Annotated in this window: 15 protein-coding genes and 1 pseudogene; 2 read left to right on the forward strand and 14 right to left on the reverse strand. The window is 69.1% G+C overall.

The annotated features are described in order from the left end of the window. Positions 1-9: 9 nt before the first annotated feature. Positions 10-198: a hypothetical protein gene (locus HWX31_RS01970; RefSeq protein WP_174963651.1), complete on the forward strand. Its 189-nt coding sequence runs from the start codon at positions 10-12 to the stop codon at positions 196-198. Positions 199-307: 109 nt separating this feature from the next. Then, positions 308-469, forward strand: coding sequence for a hypothetical protein (locus HWX31_RS01975; protein WP_174963653.1), 162 nt, complete (start codon positions 308-310; stop codon positions 467-469). Positions 470-576: 107 nt separating this feature from the next. Here HWX31_RS01975 and HWX31_RS01980 read toward each other — a convergent pair whose 3' ends face one another. From HWX31_RS01980 to HWX31_RS02045, 14 genes and pseudogenes are all read right to left on the reverse strand, one after another. Continuing rightward, positions 577-1,002, reverse strand: a complete 426-nt coding sequence (locus HWX31_RS01980) for a DUF3617 domain-containing protein (RefSeq protein ID WP_174963654.1) — start codon at positions 1,000-1,002, stop codon at positions 577-579. Positions 1,003-1,067: 65 nt separating this feature from the next. Further along, positions 1,068-2,069, reverse strand: coding sequence for an OmpA family protein (locus tag HWX31_RS01985; RefSeq protein WP_174963655.1), 1,002 nt, complete (start codon positions 2,067-2,069; stop codon positions 1,068-1,070). A 168-nt stretch (positions 2,070-2,237) separates the two neighbouring features. Continuing rightward, the gene (locus tag HWX31_RS01990) at positions 2,238-4,211 is read right to left on the reverse strand and encodes an APC family permease (protein ID WP_174963656.1); all 1,974 of its coding nucleotides are present in this window, start codon (positions 4,209-4,211) and stop codon (positions 2,238-2,240) included. A 241-nt stretch (positions 4,212-4,452) separates the two neighbouring features. Continuing rightward, positions 4,453-5,457, reverse strand: a pseudogene (locus tag HWX31_RS01995) (glucokinase); the annotation flags it as partial. 48 nt (positions 5,458-5,505) lie between these two features. Beyond that, a complete protein-coding gene (locus HWX31_RS02000; protein ID WP_244143616.1) occupies positions 5,506-6,429 on the reverse strand; it encodes an aldo/keto reductase in 924 nt (307 codons plus the stop codon). Positions 6,430-6,434: 5 nt separating this feature from the next. Then, positions 6,435-7,841: a maltoporin gene (locus HWX31_RS02005; protein ID WP_174963659.1), complete on the reverse strand. Its 1,407-nt coding sequence runs from the start codon at positions 7,839-7,841 to the stop codon at positions 6,435-6,437. A 134-nt stretch (positions 7,842-7,975) separates the two neighbouring features. Then, a complete protein-coding gene (locus HWX31_RS02010) occupies positions 7,976-9,124 on the reverse strand; it encodes a Gfo/Idh/MocA family protein (RefSeq protein WP_174963660.1) in 1,149 nt (382 codons plus the stop codon). Further along, positions 9,121-9,930, reverse strand: coding sequence for a ThuA domain-containing protein (locus tag HWX31_RS02015; protein ID WP_059619941.1), 810 nt, complete (start codon positions 9,928-9,930; stop codon positions 9,121-9,123). The genes HWX31_RS02010 and HWX31_RS02015 overlap by 4 nt, the downstream gene beginning before the upstream one ends. Positions 9,931-10,016: 86 nt before the next feature. Then, on the reverse strand, positions 10,017-11,153 hold the full coding sequence (locus tag HWX31_RS02020) for an ABC transporter ATP-binding protein (protein ID WP_174963661.1): 1,137 nt from the start codon (positions 11,151-11,153) through the stop codon (positions 10,017-10,019). 28 nt (positions 11,154-11,181) lie between these two features. Next, a complete protein-coding gene (locus tag HWX31_RS02025) occupies positions 11,182-12,012 on the reverse strand; it encodes a carbohydrate ABC transporter permease (protein ID WP_174963662.1) in 831 nt (276 codons plus the stop codon). Position 12,013: 1 nt separating this feature from the next. Then, on the reverse strand, positions 12,014-12,970 hold the full coding sequence (locus tag HWX31_RS02030) for a carbohydrate ABC transporter permease (RefSeq protein WP_174963663.1): 957 nt from the start codon (positions 12,968-12,970) through the stop codon (positions 12,014-12,016). Between the two features lie 65 nt (positions 12,971-13,035). Further along, positions 13,036-14,313 (reverse strand): ABC transporter substrate-binding protein, encoded by a 1,278-nt coding sequence (locus tag HWX31_RS02035; protein ID WP_208456066.1) that lies wholly within the window; start codon positions 14,311-14,313, stop codon positions 13,036-13,038. A 156-nt stretch (positions 14,314-14,469) separates the two neighbouring features. Continuing rightward, entirely contained in the window at positions 14,470-17,076 is a 2,607-nt protein-coding gene (locus HWX31_RS02040; RefSeq protein WP_174963664.1) for an ATP-binding protein, read from the reverse strand. A gap of 4 nt (positions 17,077-17,080) precedes the next feature. Next, the gene (locus HWX31_RS02045) at positions 17,081-17,803 is read right to left on the reverse strand and encodes a winged helix-turn-helix domain-containing protein (RefSeq protein WP_059616927.1); all 723 of its coding nucleotides are present in this window, start codon (positions 17,801-17,803) and stop codon (positions 17,081-17,083) included. Between the last annotated feature and the right edge of the window lie 87 nt (positions 17,804-17,890).

Consider the following 17,890-nt stretch of genomic DNA (forward strand, 5'->3'; position numbering starts at 1 on the left):
GAGGCGGTCATGGCGATCATCAACAGCGACTATGAAGTCGGCTTTCTTGTCGTCGCATTCACGTTGCTCGGCGTCGTCCTGATCGGCGCGCTGCTGATCAGGCTGCATCTGGGGCGCTGGCATCCGCGGCTGATCGGCGCCGCGATCGGCGCGCTGGTCGGCATTCTTCTGGTCGAAGCGGTGCCGATGCTGACGTGAGCGCAGGCGCGCGCGATGCACGGACGGGCATGACGATGCATCGATGCGGCGCGGCGATGCGCAATCGCGCGGCGCATGCGAATCGTCGATTCTTCCGGCGGGAGGCGGCATGGAACACAGCATCGTGCAAATCTTCGTGATTCTCGTGATCCTGGCGCTCGCGCTGCTGTTCGTCTTCCAGCGGCGCAGCCGCGACCGGATTCGCGAGCGGCTGCTGCACCGATCGTCACGGCGCTCGCATCGCTCGCATACGCACCATCATCACCCGTGATCGGGCACGCCGCCCGAGGGCCGGCTGCACGTCAGGACATACCGGAATCCTGAGCGATGCTTTCACTCGCGCGTCGGGCGTTCGCCCGGCAAGATGCGCGCGATACGCTATCGGCAGTCGCCGACGCGCTTGCCGCGCCAGCTCCACGCCATCGTGTACGGGCCGCCCTGCGCGGTCTGCCCGCTGCCTTGCCCCTTCAGGTCGTAGCTCGTCGGCGTGACCGTGCCGGTCACCTTCGCCGTGCCGCGGCCCTGCTCGTTCGCGCACGACAGCGTGACCTGCAGCGCCGAGCCCGCATAGTCCCAGTTCGTGATCGTGCAATGGATGTTGTCGCGCTTCATCCGGTATTCCATCGTCTTGCGGATGTTCTTCGCGTCGGCCTCCGCCAGGCACTGGTCGGGCGCCTGCGTGGTCGGCAGCGGCTTGCCGTTCAACGTATAGGCGGTTTCGTCGTGCCACATGCCGGGCGACACGGTCTGGGCGATGGACGACACGGCGAAGCCGGCGAGCGCGGCGGCGATCAGGAGTCTCATGGTTTCGAAGCGGCGAAAGGACACGCGGCGGCACATGCGGCCGCCGGTGCCCGGTTGAAGAACGGTTACTGCTGGACGAGCTCGACGCGGCGGTTCTGCGCGCGGCCGGCGTCGTCGCCGTTGGACGCGACCGGCGACAGCGACGCGACGCCCTTCGCGACGAGGCGCGCCGGCGCGATGCGATAGGTCGACGCCAGCGCCTGCGCGACCGCTTCGGCGCGCTTCTGCGACAGGTCGGCGTTGCGCGCGAACGCGCCTTGATTGTCGGTATGGCCGACGATGTACACCTTCAGCGCCGGATTGCCCGTCAGCAGCTTCGCCATCTCGTCGAGCTGCGGCTTCGATTCGGGCTTGACCTGCGCCTTGTCGGTATCGAAGTAGATGCCGTACAGCGCGACCTTGCCGGTCGCCGCGAGCCCTTTCTGCAGCGCGCTCGAATCCATCACCTTGACCTGCCCGGTCTGCATCGGCTTCACCTCGACGACTTCCTCGTAAACGAGCGTGCGCTTGTTCGATGCCGAATCGTCCATGATGTGCAGGAACACATACGCATCGCCGGACGGACGCGGCATTTTCGCGAGGATCGTGCGGTGCTTGCCGCCGAAGCTGGCACCGCCGCCGCCCGCCTGCCGCATGCGGCCCGAATTGATCACGATGCTCTGGAAATCGCTGCCGCCGCCCTTGCCGCATTGTTCCTGCGTGCAGCGGAACAGGATCTGGAAACCGCCCTTCTGCAGCGCGTCGAGATAGTTGCGCTCGACTTCCAGCGTCGACCTGTCGCTGCCGATCGAGTACGAGATCCGCGTGACCTTGCCTTCCAGATTCAGGCCCTTGGCGGTCTTCTCGTCGTCGATCGGCTGGTTCGGCAGGAACGCCTCGTCGAACTGCGTCTGCGAATAGGCACTGATGGTCGCCCCCGCAAAGCGCGTGAGGAGCGGATGGTCTTTCGAGCCCGGCTCATCGCCGGCGGCGCTCGCCAGCGACGAAAGCGACAGCAGCGCGGCGGCGAACAGCGCGTTGCGGCCACGGCGCGCGACATGGAATACGGACGATGCTGCGTTCTTCATTGAGCCCCTCGGAAAGGATTTGTCGTTCTGTTGATGGCGACGAAGCGCGCGCATCTTATCAAATCTTTCCGGGAAAACAGGCAATAGTTTTCGAATTTTGCAAGTTCTGACGTGCCACGTCATGTTGAATCGTTTTCAAGCGTGTGCGAGCGTCTTCCGTGCGCGTCGCTACCCGACGTTCATCGGCAGCAGCACCATCTGCTTGCCCTCGACGTGCAGCCGCGCCTGCAGCTCGACGGGCGTCTGGTTGTGCAGCCACGCGGTCAGGAAATTCACGCGCTTGAAGATCAGCTTGCTCGCGAAGCACACGCTGTTCGGAAACTCGTCGAGCGTGGCCGACGCGAGGTTCATGAATTCGAGCACCGGGTTCGTGCCGAAGCCGATCCGGTAGTCGGCCGCGATGCCGTTGCGCCTGCAGTGCGCGACGTAATAGTCGAGCGCCTCGGTGATCGTGTGCCGCAACCGTTCGAGATGCTCGTGCCCGTCGTACGCCTTCGCATCGACTTCGCCGACGGCGAGGAAGATCACGTTGCGGAAGTGCCCCGGGAACAGCCGGTTCACCCACAGCAGCGCATGCATGCTCGCGCCGCGATGCTTGCCGACCAGCAGCACCGCGGTCGGCTGCGATGGGTCGGGCTTGCCCGGCGCCGTCGCCTCGTCGACGGCGGGCGGCGCGCCGGAAAACAGCGCATCCTCCTTCGCGAGCTGCGCGCGCGTATCCGCATAGTGGCGATTGATCACGAAGCACAGCGCGATCACCGCGCTCGTCACGAGCACCGTCAGCCAGCCGCCGGCGGTGAACTTCTCGACCAGCGTGATCGCGAGCACCGTCGACGTGACGACCAGCCCGAGCGCGGTCAGCAGGAAATGCTTGTACCAGCCGCGGTCCGTGCGGCGCTGACGCCACCAGTAGGTGCTCATGCCGAGCAGCGACATGCTGAACGTCAGGAACACGTTGATGCTGTACAGCACGACGAGCACGTCGACGCTGCCGTGGGTCCACAGCAGGATCAGCAGGCTCGACACGCCGACGACGATGATCCCGTTCTGCCGCACGAGGCGCGTCGACAGGTCGCGGAAATGGCGCGGCACCCACGAGTCGGACGCCATGTTCGACAGCACCGCCGGGCCGTCGAGAAAGCCGGTCTGCGCGCCGACCAGCAGCAGCCCCGCCTCGAACGCGAGCACGGCCGCGAGCAGCGCGTGCCGCGCGAACGACGAGCCGAGGCCCAGGTTGTCGATCACGCTGCCGAACACGACCGCGTTGAGCGTCTGCCCTTCGACCGGCTTCGCGTGCCACAGCATGTACAGCAGGATGATCCCGCCCGCGGTAAACGCGAGCGACGTCGCCATGTACCACATCGTCGCCTTGCCGCTCGGCACGCGCGGCTCGGCCAGCATGTTCACGTTGTTCGACACCGCCTCGAGGCCCGTATACGTGCCGCCGCCGAGCGAGAACGCGCGCATCAGCAGCGCGAGCATCACGAACGTGCCGAGCGACTGCGACATCCCGTGCGCCTCGTGCACCGCGTCGGGAACGATCGACGCGAGATTCTCGCCGTGCACCGCGACGCCGTATACGATCAGCCCGAAGTGCAGCACGACGAAGCCGATGAAGATCGGCAGCAGCACGATGATCGATTCCCGCATGCCGCGGAAGTTGAGCCCCGTCATCAGCACGATGAGGACGATCTCGGTGGTGAGCTTGAACGCCTGCGCGCCGACCGGCAGCAGGCTGAAGAACGCGTCGACGCCGCTCGCGAGCGACGTCGCGACCGTCAGCACGTAGTCGACGAGCAGCGCCGCGCCGGACACGAGCCCGGGCTTCGGCCCGAGCAGCGCGGTCGAGACGCGGTAGCCGCCGCCGCCGGTCGGGAACAGCTCGATCACCTGGTTGTAGCCGAGCGCGATGATGAAGACCGTCGCGGCGGTCGCGAGCGCGAGGAACAGCGCGAGCGGGTGGTGCTGGCCGAGCGCGAGGAACGCCTCTTCCGGGCCGTAGCACGACGACGACAGGCCGTCGGCGCCGAGCCCGACCCAGGCAAGCAGCGGCGTCACCGCGATCGCATGGCGGGTGCGTGGATCGAGCGGATCGAGGGGCTTGCCGACGAGCGTCTGCCAGACCTTCTGGAGTGCGGCCATGATCCCTCCGGAACACGCGACGCGTCCGCGTCACTGCATTCAAAATTAAATGAGTTCACGGACGCCCGCCAGTCGGCGTATTCCATGACCCGTGCCGGAAATCGGCCGCTTTCTTTCAGGATGCCTACGGACGGCAGACGATGCGGCGACGTGTCGTTCGGGAATGACGGCAACCACTGTGCACTGCACGGCCGCGCCTATCTTCGGAACAATGCGCGGCGTCGCGTCAACCGGCCTCGCCCAGCGCGCGGGCGAGCAGTCGCGACACGCCCGTGAAGGCCGGATGCGGCGCGGTGATCACGAAGGTCGGAATCCTCGCGAGATAGCCGGCGAAGCGGCCCTTCGCCTCGAAGCGGGCGCGAAACGGCGACGCGTCGAACCGCGCGCCGAGGCGCGGCACGACGCCCCCGCCTATATAGATGCCGCCGGTCGCGCCGAGGGTCAGCGCCAGGTTGCCCGCGAACGTGCCGAGCATGCCGCAGAAGCAATCGAGCGTCGCGATGCAGCGCGCATCACCGGCGAGCGAGCGTTCGATGATCGCGGCGGTGTCGGTTTCGATCGTGCCGTCGGCATAGCCGTCGCGCGCGGCGAGCGCCGCATGAATCACGGCGATGCCGGGCCCCGCCGCGAGCCGTTCGAACGACACGTGCGGCCAGCGGGTGCGCGCGTAGCGCAGCACCGCATCCTCGCGTTCATCGGCCGGCGCGAACGATACGTGCCCGCCCTCCCCGGACAGCGGCGCCCACGCGTTGCCCGTGCGCACGAGCGCGGCAACGCCTAGCCCCGTTCCGGCGCCGAGCACGCCGATCGTGCCGCCGGGTCGCGCATCGCCGCCGCCGACCTGCCGTCGCTCTTTTTCGGGCAAATGCGGCACGGCCATCGCGAGCGCCGCGAAGTCGTTGACCACGTGCAGCGTGTCGAAGCCGAGCGCGCGGCGCGTCGCGTCGATCGAGAAGCGCCAGTCGTGATTCGTCATGCTGACCCGATCGCCGTCCACCGGATTGGCGATCGCGATCGCAGCATGCCGCACCCGCGCGCAACCGGCGTCGCGCAGGAACACACGCATTGCATCGGCCACGCCCGCATGGTCGCCGCAGCGGTAGACGCGCACGTTGCCGATCCCGTCGCGCGCGGTCTCCAGCGCGAAGCGCGCATGCGTGCCGCCGATGTCCGCCAGCAGGCGGGGTTCGGCGGCAGGCACGGCGCACCGCGCGACCGGATCGCCGTTGAGGGTCGCTTCGGTCATCGTTTCTCCCGGATCGTCATCGCCTGTCGGTCATATCTAGCGCGCCGGTCATGGCACCTCCGTGCCGCGCGCCGCGTGCAGCAGCTCGAACCAGTGCTCGCGCGCGAGCGGCAGCCGTGTGGCCGCGACCGCGTCGCGCAGCGCCGCGATCCGGCTCGACCCGACGATCGGCAGCGGCCGGCACGGCAGCGCGAGCAGCCATGCGAACAGCACCGTCGTCGCCGGCGCGCCGAGCGCGCCGCCGATCCGTTCGGCGCAGGCGCGCACCCGCGTCGCGGCCGGCGACGCGTCGGTCAGCAGCCGCCCGCCCGCGAGCGGCGACCACAGCATCGGCGGACGACGCCAGCGCTGCGCCTGGTCGAACGTGCCGTCGTCGAGCGGCGCGAGATGCAGCAGCGAGCATTCGACCTGGTTCGTCGCGAGCGACAGCCCGTGCCCGGCCATCCGCTCCTGCAGCAGCGCCGCCTGCGCGGGCGTAAAGTTCGAGATCCCGAATTCCCTCACCTTGCCGTCGCGCCGCAGCGCCGCGAACGTCGCGGCGACTTCGTCGGCATCCATCAGCGGATCGGGACGATGCAGCAGCAGCAGGTCGAGCCGGTCGGTGCGCAGCGCGCGCAGCGACTGCTCGACCGACGCGACGACGTGCGCGGCCCGCGTATCGTAATGCTTGATCCGGTGCGCGGGCCGCTGTGCGGACACGAGCCGGATTCCGCACTTCGTCACGATCTGCATCCGCTCGCGCAGTTGCGGCGCATCCGCGAGCACGTCGCCGAACAGGCCCTCGGCCGTGTAGTCGCCGTAGATGTCCGCATGGTCGAAGCTCGTCACGCCGAGTTCGAGCGCCGCCTCGATCAACGCGCGGCGCTCGCCGATCGACAGCCGCCAGTCGGCGATGCGCCACATCCCGAACACGATGCGCGAGAACGGCATCGCATCGGTGCCCATCGGGATCGTCGTGCAAGGTTCGTTCATCAGGCTCACCACCACCATTCGACTTGCGCGCCGACCGTCGAGCCGCTGCGCGACGTCCCGAACATGCCGGTCGTCGACAGCGGATCGCCGGGCGCCGCCGCATCCTGCGCCGCCTTGTTCCAGCGCGCATACGTGTAGAACACGCGGAATTCCGGCCGCGACCAGAACGAGCGGTCCATCGCGAGCGTCAGCGCGACGCTCGCCTTCAGCAGCGTGCGCGTCGGCCCGCCGGACGGCGTCACGCGGTCATGCCCGAGATCGCCCTGCAGCTTCACGTGCTGCGTGAACGCGTACACCGGCCGCACGCCCATCGACACCCAGGTCTGCGAGCCGCCCGACGGCGCGATGTCGCGCTGCCAGATGCCGACCACCTGACCGCCGAAGTCGCGCGTCGCCTGCCAGTCGAACGCGTCGAGCACGCGGATGCTCTTGTAGCGGTTGTCGTTCGTCAGCGTGCCCGTATAGCCGAGGCCGGTGCCCGGGCCGACGCCGTACTGGAACGCGAGCTTGTTCTTGCCGCCGAGCAGGTTGGTCTGCACGTGCTGAACCGTGACCGACCAGCCGCTGTGCGCATCCTGCATCACGCCGTTCGCGTTCAACACCGGCGCGCGCGCCGGAAGGTACGACAGCCCGAACTGCAGTTCGCCGCCCGGGTTCGGATGCACGCCGGACAACTGCAGGTCGTGGCGCGTCGCGTAATTGGGCTGGTCGATGTAGTCCTCGCGGAACAGCGCATAGCTGAGCTTCAGGCCGCCGCCGATCGGCACGTTCTCGATGCCCGCGCCAAGGCCGCTCGGGTTCCAGTAGTAGAAGTCGTTCATGTGGACGTCGTTGCGCCGGTAGTAGATGCGCCCGAACCAGATCCGCATGTCGTCGAGCCCCGGAAAGTGGGTGAGCTGCACGTATGACTGCGGCAGGCGCACGCGTCCATGATTGCCGTCGAAGGTCGGCATGCGGTCGAGATCGTTCACGAGGCTCGCCATCCCCACCGCCGACAGCTGCATGCCGTTCGCGAACTTGTAGAGCGTCTGGTCGATCTCCAGCTCGCTGTAGACCTGGCATTCGTTGCCGAGCCGGTACTTGCTCTGCGCGCCCGGCAACTGGAAGCAGGCTTGCGAATGGCCTTCGCTCGTGCCGATGCCGGCCCGCATATAACCGTGGAACTGCGTCCACGGCGTGAGCTGGTTCCAGGCCGACGACGGCGTCGGCGTCACCACGTTGGCGGAATTCGTGTCGGCCGGCACGACGCCGGTGGCCTGCGAGAGGCCGCCCGGCGCGCTGTCGGCGGCGATGGTCGTCGCGGGGTCGGGCGCCGCGTGCAGCGCGGCCGACGCGACGGCCAGCGAGAACGCGGCGGCGAGCCGCGTGAGCCTGAACGAACCGCGCGCGATGCGGCCTGCTTCGTCGATCATGAACGTGTCTCCAAACATGTTGTCGCGCCGCGTGCGATGCGCGGCGTCATCGAATAGGTATGGGTGCTGCGTCGTCCGTCATGCCGCCCGCGGGCCGGCGCGGTGGACGAGCCGCGCGCCGGCCCGGTGTTGCGTTACCCGGCGACGTCGAGATCGAGCACCGGCGGCGTGTCGGCGGCTGCGTTCCCCGGCGCGTGGATGCGGATCGGCTCGCCCGCGGCCGCGCTCGCATAGATCGCGTCGAGGATCTCCATCACGATCAGCCCCTCCTCGCCCGGCGCGGGATGCGGGACGTCGCACAGGATCGCTTCCGCGTAGTCGTACATCGCCGAATGCGCGCCGTCCGCGGGCGGGTTCAGGCGCATGTCGAACTGCGCGCCGTTCTGCTCGATGAAGATGTGCGCGTCGAACGTGTAGCCTTCGTTCAGGTTCTTCTGCAGCAGCCCCGCGCGCGTGCCGAGCAGGCGCGTCTCCATCAGCTCCGCCTCCTGGATGTTGGTCGCCCACGACGCCTCGAGCGCGAGCGTCGCGCCGTTGTCGAAGCGGATCAGCGCGGCCGCGAGATCCTCGACGTCGAAGGTCTTGCCCGCGCGCGTCGCGAGCTCGCGCGCGATCGGGTCGTAGGTGCTGCCCATCACCCACACCGGCTTCGGATAGCCCATCAGCCACAGCGCGAGATCGAGGCGGTGCACGCCGAGATCGATCAGCGGCCCGCCGCCCGCGAGCGCCTTCGTGCCGAACCAGCCGCCGAAGCCGGGCATCCCACGCCGGCGGTGCCAGACCGTGCGGCCGAAATAGAAATCGCCGAACACCCCGCCGTCGACCTGCGCCTTCAGCGCGCGCGACTGCGCGCTGAAGCGGTACGAGAAATTGATCATCAGCCGCTTGCCGGCGCGCTGCGCGGCGATCAGCATGTCGCGCCCCTCGTCCGCATTCAGCGCCATCGGTTTCTCGCACAGCACGTGCGCGCCGGCGTCGAACGCGGCGAGCGTCAGCTCGCGATGGAACTTGTTCGGCGTGCATACGCTGACGACGTCCAGCTTCTCGGCCGCGAACATCGCGTCCGCCGACGCATAGCGCGCGTCGATGCCGAACGCGTCGCCGACCTTCGCGAGCCGCTTCGCATCGGGGTCGGCGATTGCGACCACGTCGACGTCCGGATGCTCGCGCCACCCTTCGATATGCTTGCGGCCGATCCCGAGCCCGACCACGCCGACGCGCAGCCGCCGCCCGCGCGCAATCGCCGCCGCTTCCGGCAGCTCAACCTTGTAGTCGTCGTTCATGCGAGGTCTCCCGCGGTCTGCTGGATGCCGACGTGCGCGAACTGCACGCTTTTCTCGCTGAGCGTTTCGAGCGGCGGCGAGTTCGGGCAGCGATCGGCGAGATTCACGCGCGGCGCGGCCCACTGCACCGCGTTCGCGATCACGCGCTGCACGTTGCGGTCGTGATAGGTCGGATACGCTTCATGCCCGGGACGGAAATAGAAGATCCGGCCGTGGCCGCGCTCCCAGCAGCAGCCCGAGCGGAACACCTCGCCGCCCTCGAACCACGAGATGAACACGGTGCTGTCCGGCTGCGGGATGTCGAAGCGCTCGCCGTACATCTCCTCGTGCTGCAGCTCGAAGTACTCGCCGAGCCCGGCCGCGATCGGATGCGACGGCTCGACGACCCACAGCCGCTCCTTCTCGGCCGCCTCGCGCCACTTCAGCGAGCAGTTCGTGCCGAGCAGGCGGCGGAAGATCTTCGAGAAGTGCCCGGAATGCAGCACGATCAGGCCCATCCCTTCGAGCACGCGGCGCTGCACGCGCTCGACGATCTCGTCGGAGACTTTCGCGTGCGCCTTGTGCCCCCACCAGACCAGCACGTCGCACGCGGCGAGCCGCGCTTCGCTGAGGCCGTGCTCGGGCTGGTCGAGCGTCGCGGTGCCGATCTCGAGCGGCAGCGCGCCGTGGCCGAGCGCGGGCGTCTCGGCGAGCGCGCTCGCGATCACCTGGTGAATGCCGTCGGGGTAGATTGCGCGCACGCCCGCGTTTTCGCGTTCGTGCTCGAATTCGTTCCAGACGATCACTGAAAGCTTGTTGTTTTGCATGACTATCCTTTTTCGATGGAGTGGCGCCGATTCGACAGCGGCCGTGCGCCCCGGCCGCCTGAAAGCTGTAGGCCGGCCCGCCGCGCTCAGGCCGTGGCGAGCGCCGGCGTCGCGGCGTCGCGCAGCATCCGCGCGGCCGCCCGTCCGTCCGGGTGAAACAGATGCAGCGCGCCGGCCGGCAGCTCGACGCGCAGGCGATCGCCGATCCGCGCGTCGCCGGCGTCGGTCTTCGCGACGATCGGCTGCGTGCTGAGCGGCGTATCGAGGTACAGGTAGGTGTGCTCGCCCATCTGCTCGACGTGCGTGACTTCGCCCGTCACGCCGCCCGTGCCGACCCGCACGTGTTCGGGGCGGATGCCGAGCGTGACGCCGGCGCCCGCTTCGAGACCGTCGCCCGACACGTTCGCCGTCAACCCGTGCTCGCGGGCCAGCGCGCGAACCTCGCCCGCGCCGGCCGACGCGACGGCCGCCGGCAGGAAGTTCATCGCGGGCGACCCGATGAAGCCGGCGACGAACCGGCTCGCGGGGCGGTGATACAGGTCGAGCGGCGTGCCGACCTGCGCGATGCTGGCGACGCCGTGGCGGCCTTCGAGCGGCCGCAGCAGCACGATCTTGTCGGCGAGCGTCATCGCCTCGACCTGGTCGTGGGTCACGTAGATCATGCTGGTGCTGTCGAGGCTGCGGTGCAGCTTCGCGATCTCGACGCGGGTCTTCACGCGCAACGCGGCGTCGAGGTTCGACAGCGGCTCGTCGAACAGGAACACCTTCGGCTTGCGCACGATCGCGCGGCCGATCGCGACGCGCTGCCGCTGGCCGCCGGACAGCGCGCCGGGCTTGCGTTCGAGCAGCTCGGTCAGGCGCAGCGATTCCGATGCGAGCCGCACCCGCCGGTCGATCTCGTCCTTCGGCAAGCGCAGGTGGCGCAGGCCGAACGCCATGTTCTCGTACACCGACATGTGCGGATAGAGCGCGTAGCTCTGGAACACCATCGCGATGTCGCGTTTCGCGGGCGCGAGCGTGTTCACGCAGCGTCCGTCGATCCACACGTCACCCGCGCTCTGCTCGTCGAGGCCGGCCACGATCCGCAGCAACGTCGACTTGCCGCAGCCCGACGGGCCGATGAACACGCAGAACTCGCCGGGTTCGACGGTGAGATTCACGTCGCTGAGGATGGGGGTCGCGCCGAACTGCTTGTTGAGACCGCTCAACCTGATCTGACTCATGCTCTTTCTCCTGATCCCGCGAATTCGTTCAACCCTTGACTGCGCCGGCCGTGAGACCGGAGACGATTTGCCGCTGGCACACCATCACGAGCAGCACGAGCGGCACCGTGACGATCACCGACGCGGCCATGATGGTTCCCCACGGCAGCTCGTAGCTGCTCGCGCCCGAGATCATCGTGATCGCGACGGGCACCGTGCGCTCGCCCGACGAGATCGTGAAGGTGAGCGCGAACAGGAACTCGTTCCATGCCGACACGAACGCGAGCAGCGACGTCGCGGCAAGCGCCGGGCGCAGCAGCGGCAGGAAGATCCGGAAGATCAGCGTGAACACGCCGACGCCGTCGACGAGCGCCGCGTCCTCCAGCTCGCGCGGCAGCTCGCGCATGAACGTGACGAGGATCCAGATCGTGAACGGCAGCGTGAAGATCAGGTCCGACAGCACGAGCGCGCCGAGGCGGTCGTACAGGCCGAGCGCGCGGACCAGCTCGAACAGGCCGGACAGGATCGCGACCTGCGGAAACATCGACACGCTGAGGATGCACATCATCAGCACGCCGCGCCCGCGGAACGACACGCGGCCGAGCGCATACGCGGCGAGCACCGACACCGCGAGCGACAGCGCGACCGCACCGCCCGCGACGAGCGCCGAGTTCAGCAGGTACGCGCCGAACGGCTGGTCGTTGAACAGCTGGCGATAGTTGTCGAACGACGGGCTGGCCGGGAACAGCGACGTGTCGAACAGCGCGTCGCCATGCTTGACCGACGTGCCGATCATGTAGACGAACGGGAACAGCGCGATCACCAGCACGAGCGCCGACAACAGCGCGTGGATCGCGATCTCGAACGGATGCTTCTTCATGTCAGGCCTCCTGCATGCGGCGGCGGCTGACCGCCATGTAGCCGACGGTGAACAGCACGATCGTTGCGAACAGCAGCATCGCCGACGCCGACCCGAACCCGACCTGCTGGAAATCGATCAGCTGCTCGCGCACGTACACCGACATGCTCTTCGTGACCCGGCTGTTCGACGTCATCACGTAGATCAGGTCGAACACGCGCAGCGCATCGAGCGAGCGGAAGATCATCGCGACCAGCACGCCGGGCAGGATCAGCGGCAGCGTCACCGAGCGGAACACGCGCCAGCGCGGCACGCCGTCGACGCGCGCGGCTTCGTAGCAGTCGCGCGGCACGATCTGCAGCGCGGCGAGCATCAGGAGCGCCATGAACGGCGTCGTCTTCCACACGTCGACGAGCACGATGGTCGGGAACACGAGCTGCGCATCGGCGGTGAATGCGAGCGGCTCATGGATCGCGCCGATCGACATCAGCATCGCGTTGACGATGCCGAACTGGTCGTTGAGCATCCAGCTCCAGATCTTCGCCGACACGACGGTCGGGATCGCCCACGGCACCAGCACCGCCGCGCGCAGCAGCGTGCGCAGCCGCGACGGCACGTCGAGCAGCAGCGCGACGCCGAGGCCCGCGCCCGTCTCGAGCAGCACCGACACGACGGCGAACAGCACGGTATTGCCGACCGCCTGCCACCACGCCGGATCGCGCAGCACGCCCGCCGCGCCGAGATAGTTGTCGAGGCCGACGAAACGGCGCTGCGACAGGTCGGCGAGCTGCGCGTCGGTCAGGCTGAACCACGCGGTGCGCACGAGCGGCCAGCCGGCAATCGCCACCAGCGCCAGCATCGCGGGCGCGACCAGCAGCCATGCCTGGCGCCGACGGGCCTGCGCGAGCCCCGTGCCGGCTCGCGCGGTCGCCTGCTCAAATGGAGGAGTACTACTGATTTGGATGCTTCCGGTTCTCATGCGATGTCTCCTGCGAGGCCGGCGCCGTCAGGCGGCCGGCCGGATCGATCGAGTGCGGGCTGCGCTCAGCGCCAGTTTCCGCCGGGCGCGAGCCGGTTCAGCGACGCGGCGAGCCGCGCGAGCGCACCCGACGCGGTGTCGCTGCCGGCGAGCACGTCGTGCGCGGCATTCCAGAACTGGTTGCTGACCTGGTTGTACTTCGCGCCGGTGACCGTCGACGGGCGTGCAACCGCGCTGGTGAAGGTCGGCAGCAGATCAGCCATGAACGGGTTGGCCTGCAGGATGTCCTTGTCCCGGTAGAGCGCCGGCATCGTCGGGTTGTACGAGCCCTGCACCGCGCGCATCTTCTGCACCTCGGCGCTCGCGAGGTACATCACGAGATCGGCGGCCAGCTTCGGGTTCGGCGAGTAGCGCGACACGGCGAGCTGCCAGCCGCCGAGCGCGGCGGCGGGTCGCCCGTCGGCGCCGCCCTTCGGCAGCGGCGCGATGCCGACCTTGCCCTTGATCGGGCTGCCCGCGCGGTTTGCGATCGCCCACGCGTACGGCCAGTTGCGCATGAACACCGCGTTGCCGGCCTGGAACACGCCGCGCGCCTCCTCTTCGCCGTAGTTCAGCACCGCCTTCGGGCTGATCGTGCCGACCCATTTCGCCGACTGTTCGAGCGCCTTGATCGCGCCCGGGTTGTCGATCGTCACGCGGCCCTTGTCGTCGACCACCGTGCCGCCGTTGTAGCTGCTGACCCATTCGAGCGCGTCGCAGGTCAGCCCTTCGTACGCGCGCCCCTGCCACACGTAGCCCCAGACCTTCTCGCTGCCGGCGGCGCGCTCGCCCGCCTGGATCTTGCGCGCGGTCACATCGAGCTCGTCCCACGTCGCGGGCACCTTCATCCGGTACTTGTCGAGCAGGTCCTTGCGGTAGTACAGCAGCCCCGTGTCGATGAACCACGGCATCGCGACCAGCTTGCCGTTCACGGTGTCGTTCGCGACGATGCTCGGGAACGACTGGCTCTCCAGCCCCTTGCTGTACGGCTTCAGGTCGATCAAGTGGTTCGCAAGGATGCCCGGCCAGACCGTGTCGATCTGCATCACGTCGATCTTGTCCGAGCCGCTGCCGAGCAGCTGCTGGTACAGCGCGAGCGTCTCGCTCGAGTTGTTTGGCATGCTGATGAACTCGACCTCGTTGCCGGTCTTCTCGGCCCAGCGCTTCGCCGAGACCTGGCAGATGTCCTGGTCGACGCCGGCCGCGCCGCATGCAATCCGCAGCGTCGCCGCGCCGGCGGTGGCACACGTGGCGGCCATCGTTGCGAGCGCCATCGTCAGCAATCCAGCCTTGAGCTTCATCATCGGGTGTGTCTCCAGTATCGTTCGAATCGTGCGCCGCGGGCGTCGCGAGCGCGTCGCGTCGCCGGGTGCCGTGGGTGTATGAGACTCCAGTCCCGTTAATCGAAAATTTCGGAAATCCGACCCGCCATTAACAATCGAAACAATCGGCTCGGCGGATCAGGCGAGGAGCGCGGCGAGCGCCGCCAGATCGAACGGCTTCGGCACGAACGGCAGGTCCGCGCGCCAGTCCGGATGGGCCTGATGGATCTCGGGCGGCAGGCCCGACGTCAGCGCGACGCGCTGCGCCGGCCAGCGCTGCGCGAGCCGCGCGGCGAACGCGATGCCGCTGCCGCCCGCGCCGAGCGAGATGTCCGACAGCACGAGCGTGACCGGGCCGTGCTCGGCCAGCCAGCCGAGCGCCGCTTCGCCGGTCGCGACCGCGTCGGCCTGCGCGCCGAGCGCCGCGAACTGGCTGAGCGCCGTGTCGCGCACCTCGGGATCGTCGTCGACCACCAGCACACGCGTGCCGGCCCGCAACGCGGCGGGCAGCGCAGGTGCGACGGTCGCCGCACCGCGCCGCTCGGGCGCCGCGCCTTCCGGCAGCCACAGCTCGACGCGCGTGCCGCGGCCGACCTCGCTGTGGATCCGCAGGTCGCCGCCGCTCTGGCGCACGAAGCCGTACACGCTGCTGAGGCCGAGCCCGCTGCCCTCGCCGGCCGCCTTGGTCGTGAAGAACGGCTCGATCACCTTGTCGAGCAGCAGCGGTGCGATCCCGCAGCCGGTATCGGTCACGCTCAGCACGATCGCGCTCGCGGCGGCGGCGCCTTCGCCCGCCATCGGCTCGCGGCGAGCAGCCAGCGCGAGCGTGCCGCCGTCCGGCATCGCGGCGGCGCTGTTGAGCGTCAGGTTCAGCACCGCGTTCTCGAGCTGGCCGCGATCCACGTTCACCCACAGCGGCTCCGCGGCCGGCTCCAGCACGACCGTCACGCGCTGGCCCGCCGAATACTCGACGAGATCGAGCATCTCCGCGAGCATCGCCCGCACCGACACGCGCTCGGCCTGCAGCGGCTGGCGCCGCGCGAACGCGAGCAGCCGCCGCGTGAGGCGCGACGCGCGCTCGGCCGCGCGGCGCGCCCGCTCGGCCATCGTCTGCGCGTCGTGCTGCCCGTCGAGGCGCGGCAGCAGCAGCTCCAGGTTGCCGAGGATCGCGACCAGGAAGTTGTTGAAATCGTGCGCGACGCCGCCCGTGAGCTGCCCCAGCACGTCCATCTTCTGCGCCTGGCGCAGCTCCGCCTCGACCGCGCGCCGGCTCGTCAGGTCGCGGCACACCGCGACCCAGCCGCCGTCCGGCAGCGGCTGGCAGTGGAATTCGAGGATCCGCCGGTCGCGCAGGTGCAGTTCGGCCGACGCGGCGATGCGCGCGCCGTCCGACGTGCGGGTCGCGGTCTCGCGCGACACCTGGCGCCAGCGCGCGGGCGGGTCGACGGCGCGCCGCAGCGTCGCGAGCGTCAGTCCCGCATGCAGCGCGGCGGCGTCGATCCCGAGCAGCGTCGCGAAGGTCGGATTCCACGCGATCAGGCCGCCGTGCGCGTCGTGCACGGACACGCCGTCGTTCATCGAGTTGAGCACGGACTCCTGCAGGCGGCGCTGTGCCTCGAGCCCTTGCGTCAACTGCTCCTTCTCGATCAGGTTGGTGCGGAACACCTCGAACGCGCGTGCCAGCTCGCCGATTTCGTCCGGCCGGTGCGTTGACGGCATCCGGTCCGACGTCACCCCCTTCGCGAGGCGCGCCATCACGCGCGTCATCGCCTGCAGCTTGCGCAGGATGCGGCTCGCATACGCGACGCCGAGCAGCGCGACCGCGACGCCCGCCACCGCCAGCAGCAGCAGCCCCGACTGGCTCGACACCGCGACCTTGCGCACCTTGTCGCTGCGCTCGCTCGCGATCTGCCGCAGCCGCTCGACGTAGCGCGCGGACTTGCCGCTCAGGTGGTCCGCGTGGCCGCGCAGCAGCGTGACGAGGTAGCCCGTCTGCGTCTCGCTCGCGAGGAACTCGCGGCGCACCGCGAACACGCTGCGCGCGCCGCCGTCGAGCCGCTGCAGCGCGTCGGCGAGCGCGGGCTGGCGGCGGTCCTCGCCGCGCTCGCGCACGCGCAGCCACAGCGCCTCGTTGTCGCTTTCGGCGCTGCCGAGCTCCGCCGCGTTCGCCGCCTGCAGCGCACCGGCGGTGCGCGCCCAGATCTCGAGCAGCGTCGGCGCGCGCTGCGCGATCAGGCTCTTGTCGCGCGCGATGCTGTCGCCGATGCGGTCGTTCTCCACGCGCAGCTCGCCCAGCTCCTCCTTGAGCTGCCGCTGCCGGCCCGACACGACCAGCAGCCGTGCGAGATCCTGGTCGATCGCGTCGAGGTCGTCGGTCACCGCGAGCCGCTCGCCCGCCTTCGCGGCCGGGCCGGGCTGCATGCCGAAGCCCGGCGACAGGCGCCGGATGTCGCCGAGCAGGCCGCGCATCAGCTCGGTGTCGTTGTGCAGCAGATCCGGCGAATCGGTCAGCATCATGCTCGGCGCAACTGCCGCGAGCTGCGCGACCTTGTCCGACAGCTCGAGCGCGCGGGCGATCTCCGGCACCACGTTCGCCTCGTATTCGTCGAGCGCGTTCTGGTTCGCGCGCATGCCGAGCACGCCGACCACGACGACCGCGAGCGTGATGCCGAACAGCAGCAGGAACGTCGCGGTCAGCTTGGTCCGCACGCTCCAAGGCGGCAACGGGTTGAACGAGGTGCGCATCGCGTCACACGCGCACGACCGGCACCGCGAACACATAGCCGACGCCGCGCTGCGTGCGGATATAGGTCGGCTGCTCGGGGTTCGGCTCGATCTTGCGGCGCAGCCGCAGGATCAGCACGTCGATCGTGCGGTCGTAGACGTCGATGCCGAAGCCGCGCGTGTGCTCGAGCAGCTGGTCGCGCGACCACACGCGCGACGGCTGCTGCACCATCGCGGCGAGCAGTTCGAATTCGCCTTGCGTCAGCGCGCAGGCGCTGCCGTCGTGGATCAGCGTGCGCGCGGCAAGGTCCAGCGTCCAGCCGTCGAAGCAGAAACGCGGGCCGCCCCCGTTCGACGCGGGGCGCGGCATCGACAGCTCGGTCGTGCGCCGCAGCTGCGCGCGCACCCGCGCGAGCAGCTCGCGCCCCGAGAACGGCTTCGTGACGAAATCGTCGGCCGCGGTCTCGAGGCCGAGCACGCGGTCGGTTTCGTCGCCGAGGCCGCTGATCATGATGATCGACACGTCCGAGCGCCGCCGCAGCTCGCGCGCGACCGTCAGGCCGTCCTCGCCGCGCAGCTTCAGGTCGAGAATGACGAGCGCGTGCGGCGCGGCGGCCAGCCGCTGCTGCATGTGCGCGGCGCTGTCGACCGCCGATACCTCGAATCCCGCCTCTTCCAGCACGCCCGTCAGCCAGGCGCGCACTTCCGGATCGTCGTCCAGTACCAGGATCCGATGTTTTTCTGACATGCGTGTTCTCCTCCATGCCGGCCGCGCGCGCCGATACGCGCGGCGGCCGGTTGTCGACCGGCGCCATCCGCCGGGTTCGGGCCGGCC

Source organism: Burkholderia ubonensis (assembly GCF_902833085.1).
GTDB lineage: Bacteria > Pseudomonadota > Gammaproteobacteria > Burkholderiales > Burkholderiaceae > Burkholderia > Burkholderia ubonensis.

Excerpts from the sequence above, each read along its gene's own strand:
- HWX31_RS01970 (WP_174963651.1), top strand. The coding sequence starts at position 10 with ATGGCGATCATCAACAGCGACTATGAAGTCGGCTTTCTTGTCGTCGCA.
- HWX31_RS01975 (WP_174963653.1), top strand. The coding sequence starts at position 308 with ATGGAACACAGCATCGTGCAAATCTTCGTGATTCTCGTGATCCTGGCG.
- HWX31_RS01980 (WP_174963654.1), bottom strand. The coding sequence starts at position 1,002 with ATGAGACTCCTGATCGCCGCCGCGCTCGCCGGCTTCGCCGTGTCGTCC.
- HWX31_RS01985 (WP_174963655.1), bottom strand. The coding sequence starts at position 2,069 with ATGAAGAACGCAGCATCGTCCGTATTCCATGTCGCGCGCCGTGGCCGC.
- HWX31_RS01990 (WP_174963656.1), bottom strand. The coding sequence starts at position 4,211 with ATGGCCGCACTCCAGAAGGTCTGGCAGACGCTCGTCGGCAAGCCCCTC.
- HWX31_RS02000 (WP_244143616.1), bottom strand. The coding sequence starts at position 6,429 with ATGAACGAACCTTGCACGACGATCCCGATGGGCACCGATGCGATGCCG.
- HWX31_RS02005 (WP_174963659.1), bottom strand. The coding sequence starts at position 7,841 with ATGATCGACGAAGCAGGCCGCATCGCGCGCGGTTCGTTCAGGCTCACG.
- HWX31_RS02010 (WP_174963660.1), bottom strand. The coding sequence starts at position 9,124 with ATGAACGACGACTACAAGGTTGAGCTGCCGGAAGCGGCGGCGATTGCG.
- HWX31_RS02015 (WP_059619941.1), bottom strand. The coding sequence starts at position 9,930 with ATGCAAAACAACAAGCTTTCAGTGATCGTCTGGAACGAATTCGAGCAC.
- HWX31_RS02020 (WP_174963661.1), bottom strand. The coding sequence starts at position 11,153 with ATGAGTCAGATCAGGTTGAGCGGTCTCAACAAGCAGTTCGGCGCGACC.
- HWX31_RS02025 (WP_174963662.1), bottom strand. The coding sequence starts at position 12,012 with ATGAAGAAGCATCCGTTCGAGATCGCGATCCACGCGCTGTTGTCGGCG.
- HWX31_RS02030 (WP_174963663.1), bottom strand. The coding sequence starts at position 12,970 with ATGAGAACCGGAAGCATCCAAATCAGTAGTACTCCTCCATTTGAGCAG.
- HWX31_RS02035 (WP_208456066.1), bottom strand. The coding sequence starts at position 14,313 with ATGATGAAGCTCAAGGCTGGATTGCTGACGATGGCGCTCGCAACGATG.
- HWX31_RS02040 (WP_174963664.1), bottom strand. The coding sequence starts at position 17,076 with ATGCGCACCTCGTTCAACCCGTTGCCGCCTTGGAGCGTGCGGACCAAG.
- HWX31_RS02045 (WP_059616927.1), bottom strand. The coding sequence starts at position 17,803 with ATGTCAGAAAAACATCGGATCCTGGTACTGGACGACGATCCGGAAGTG.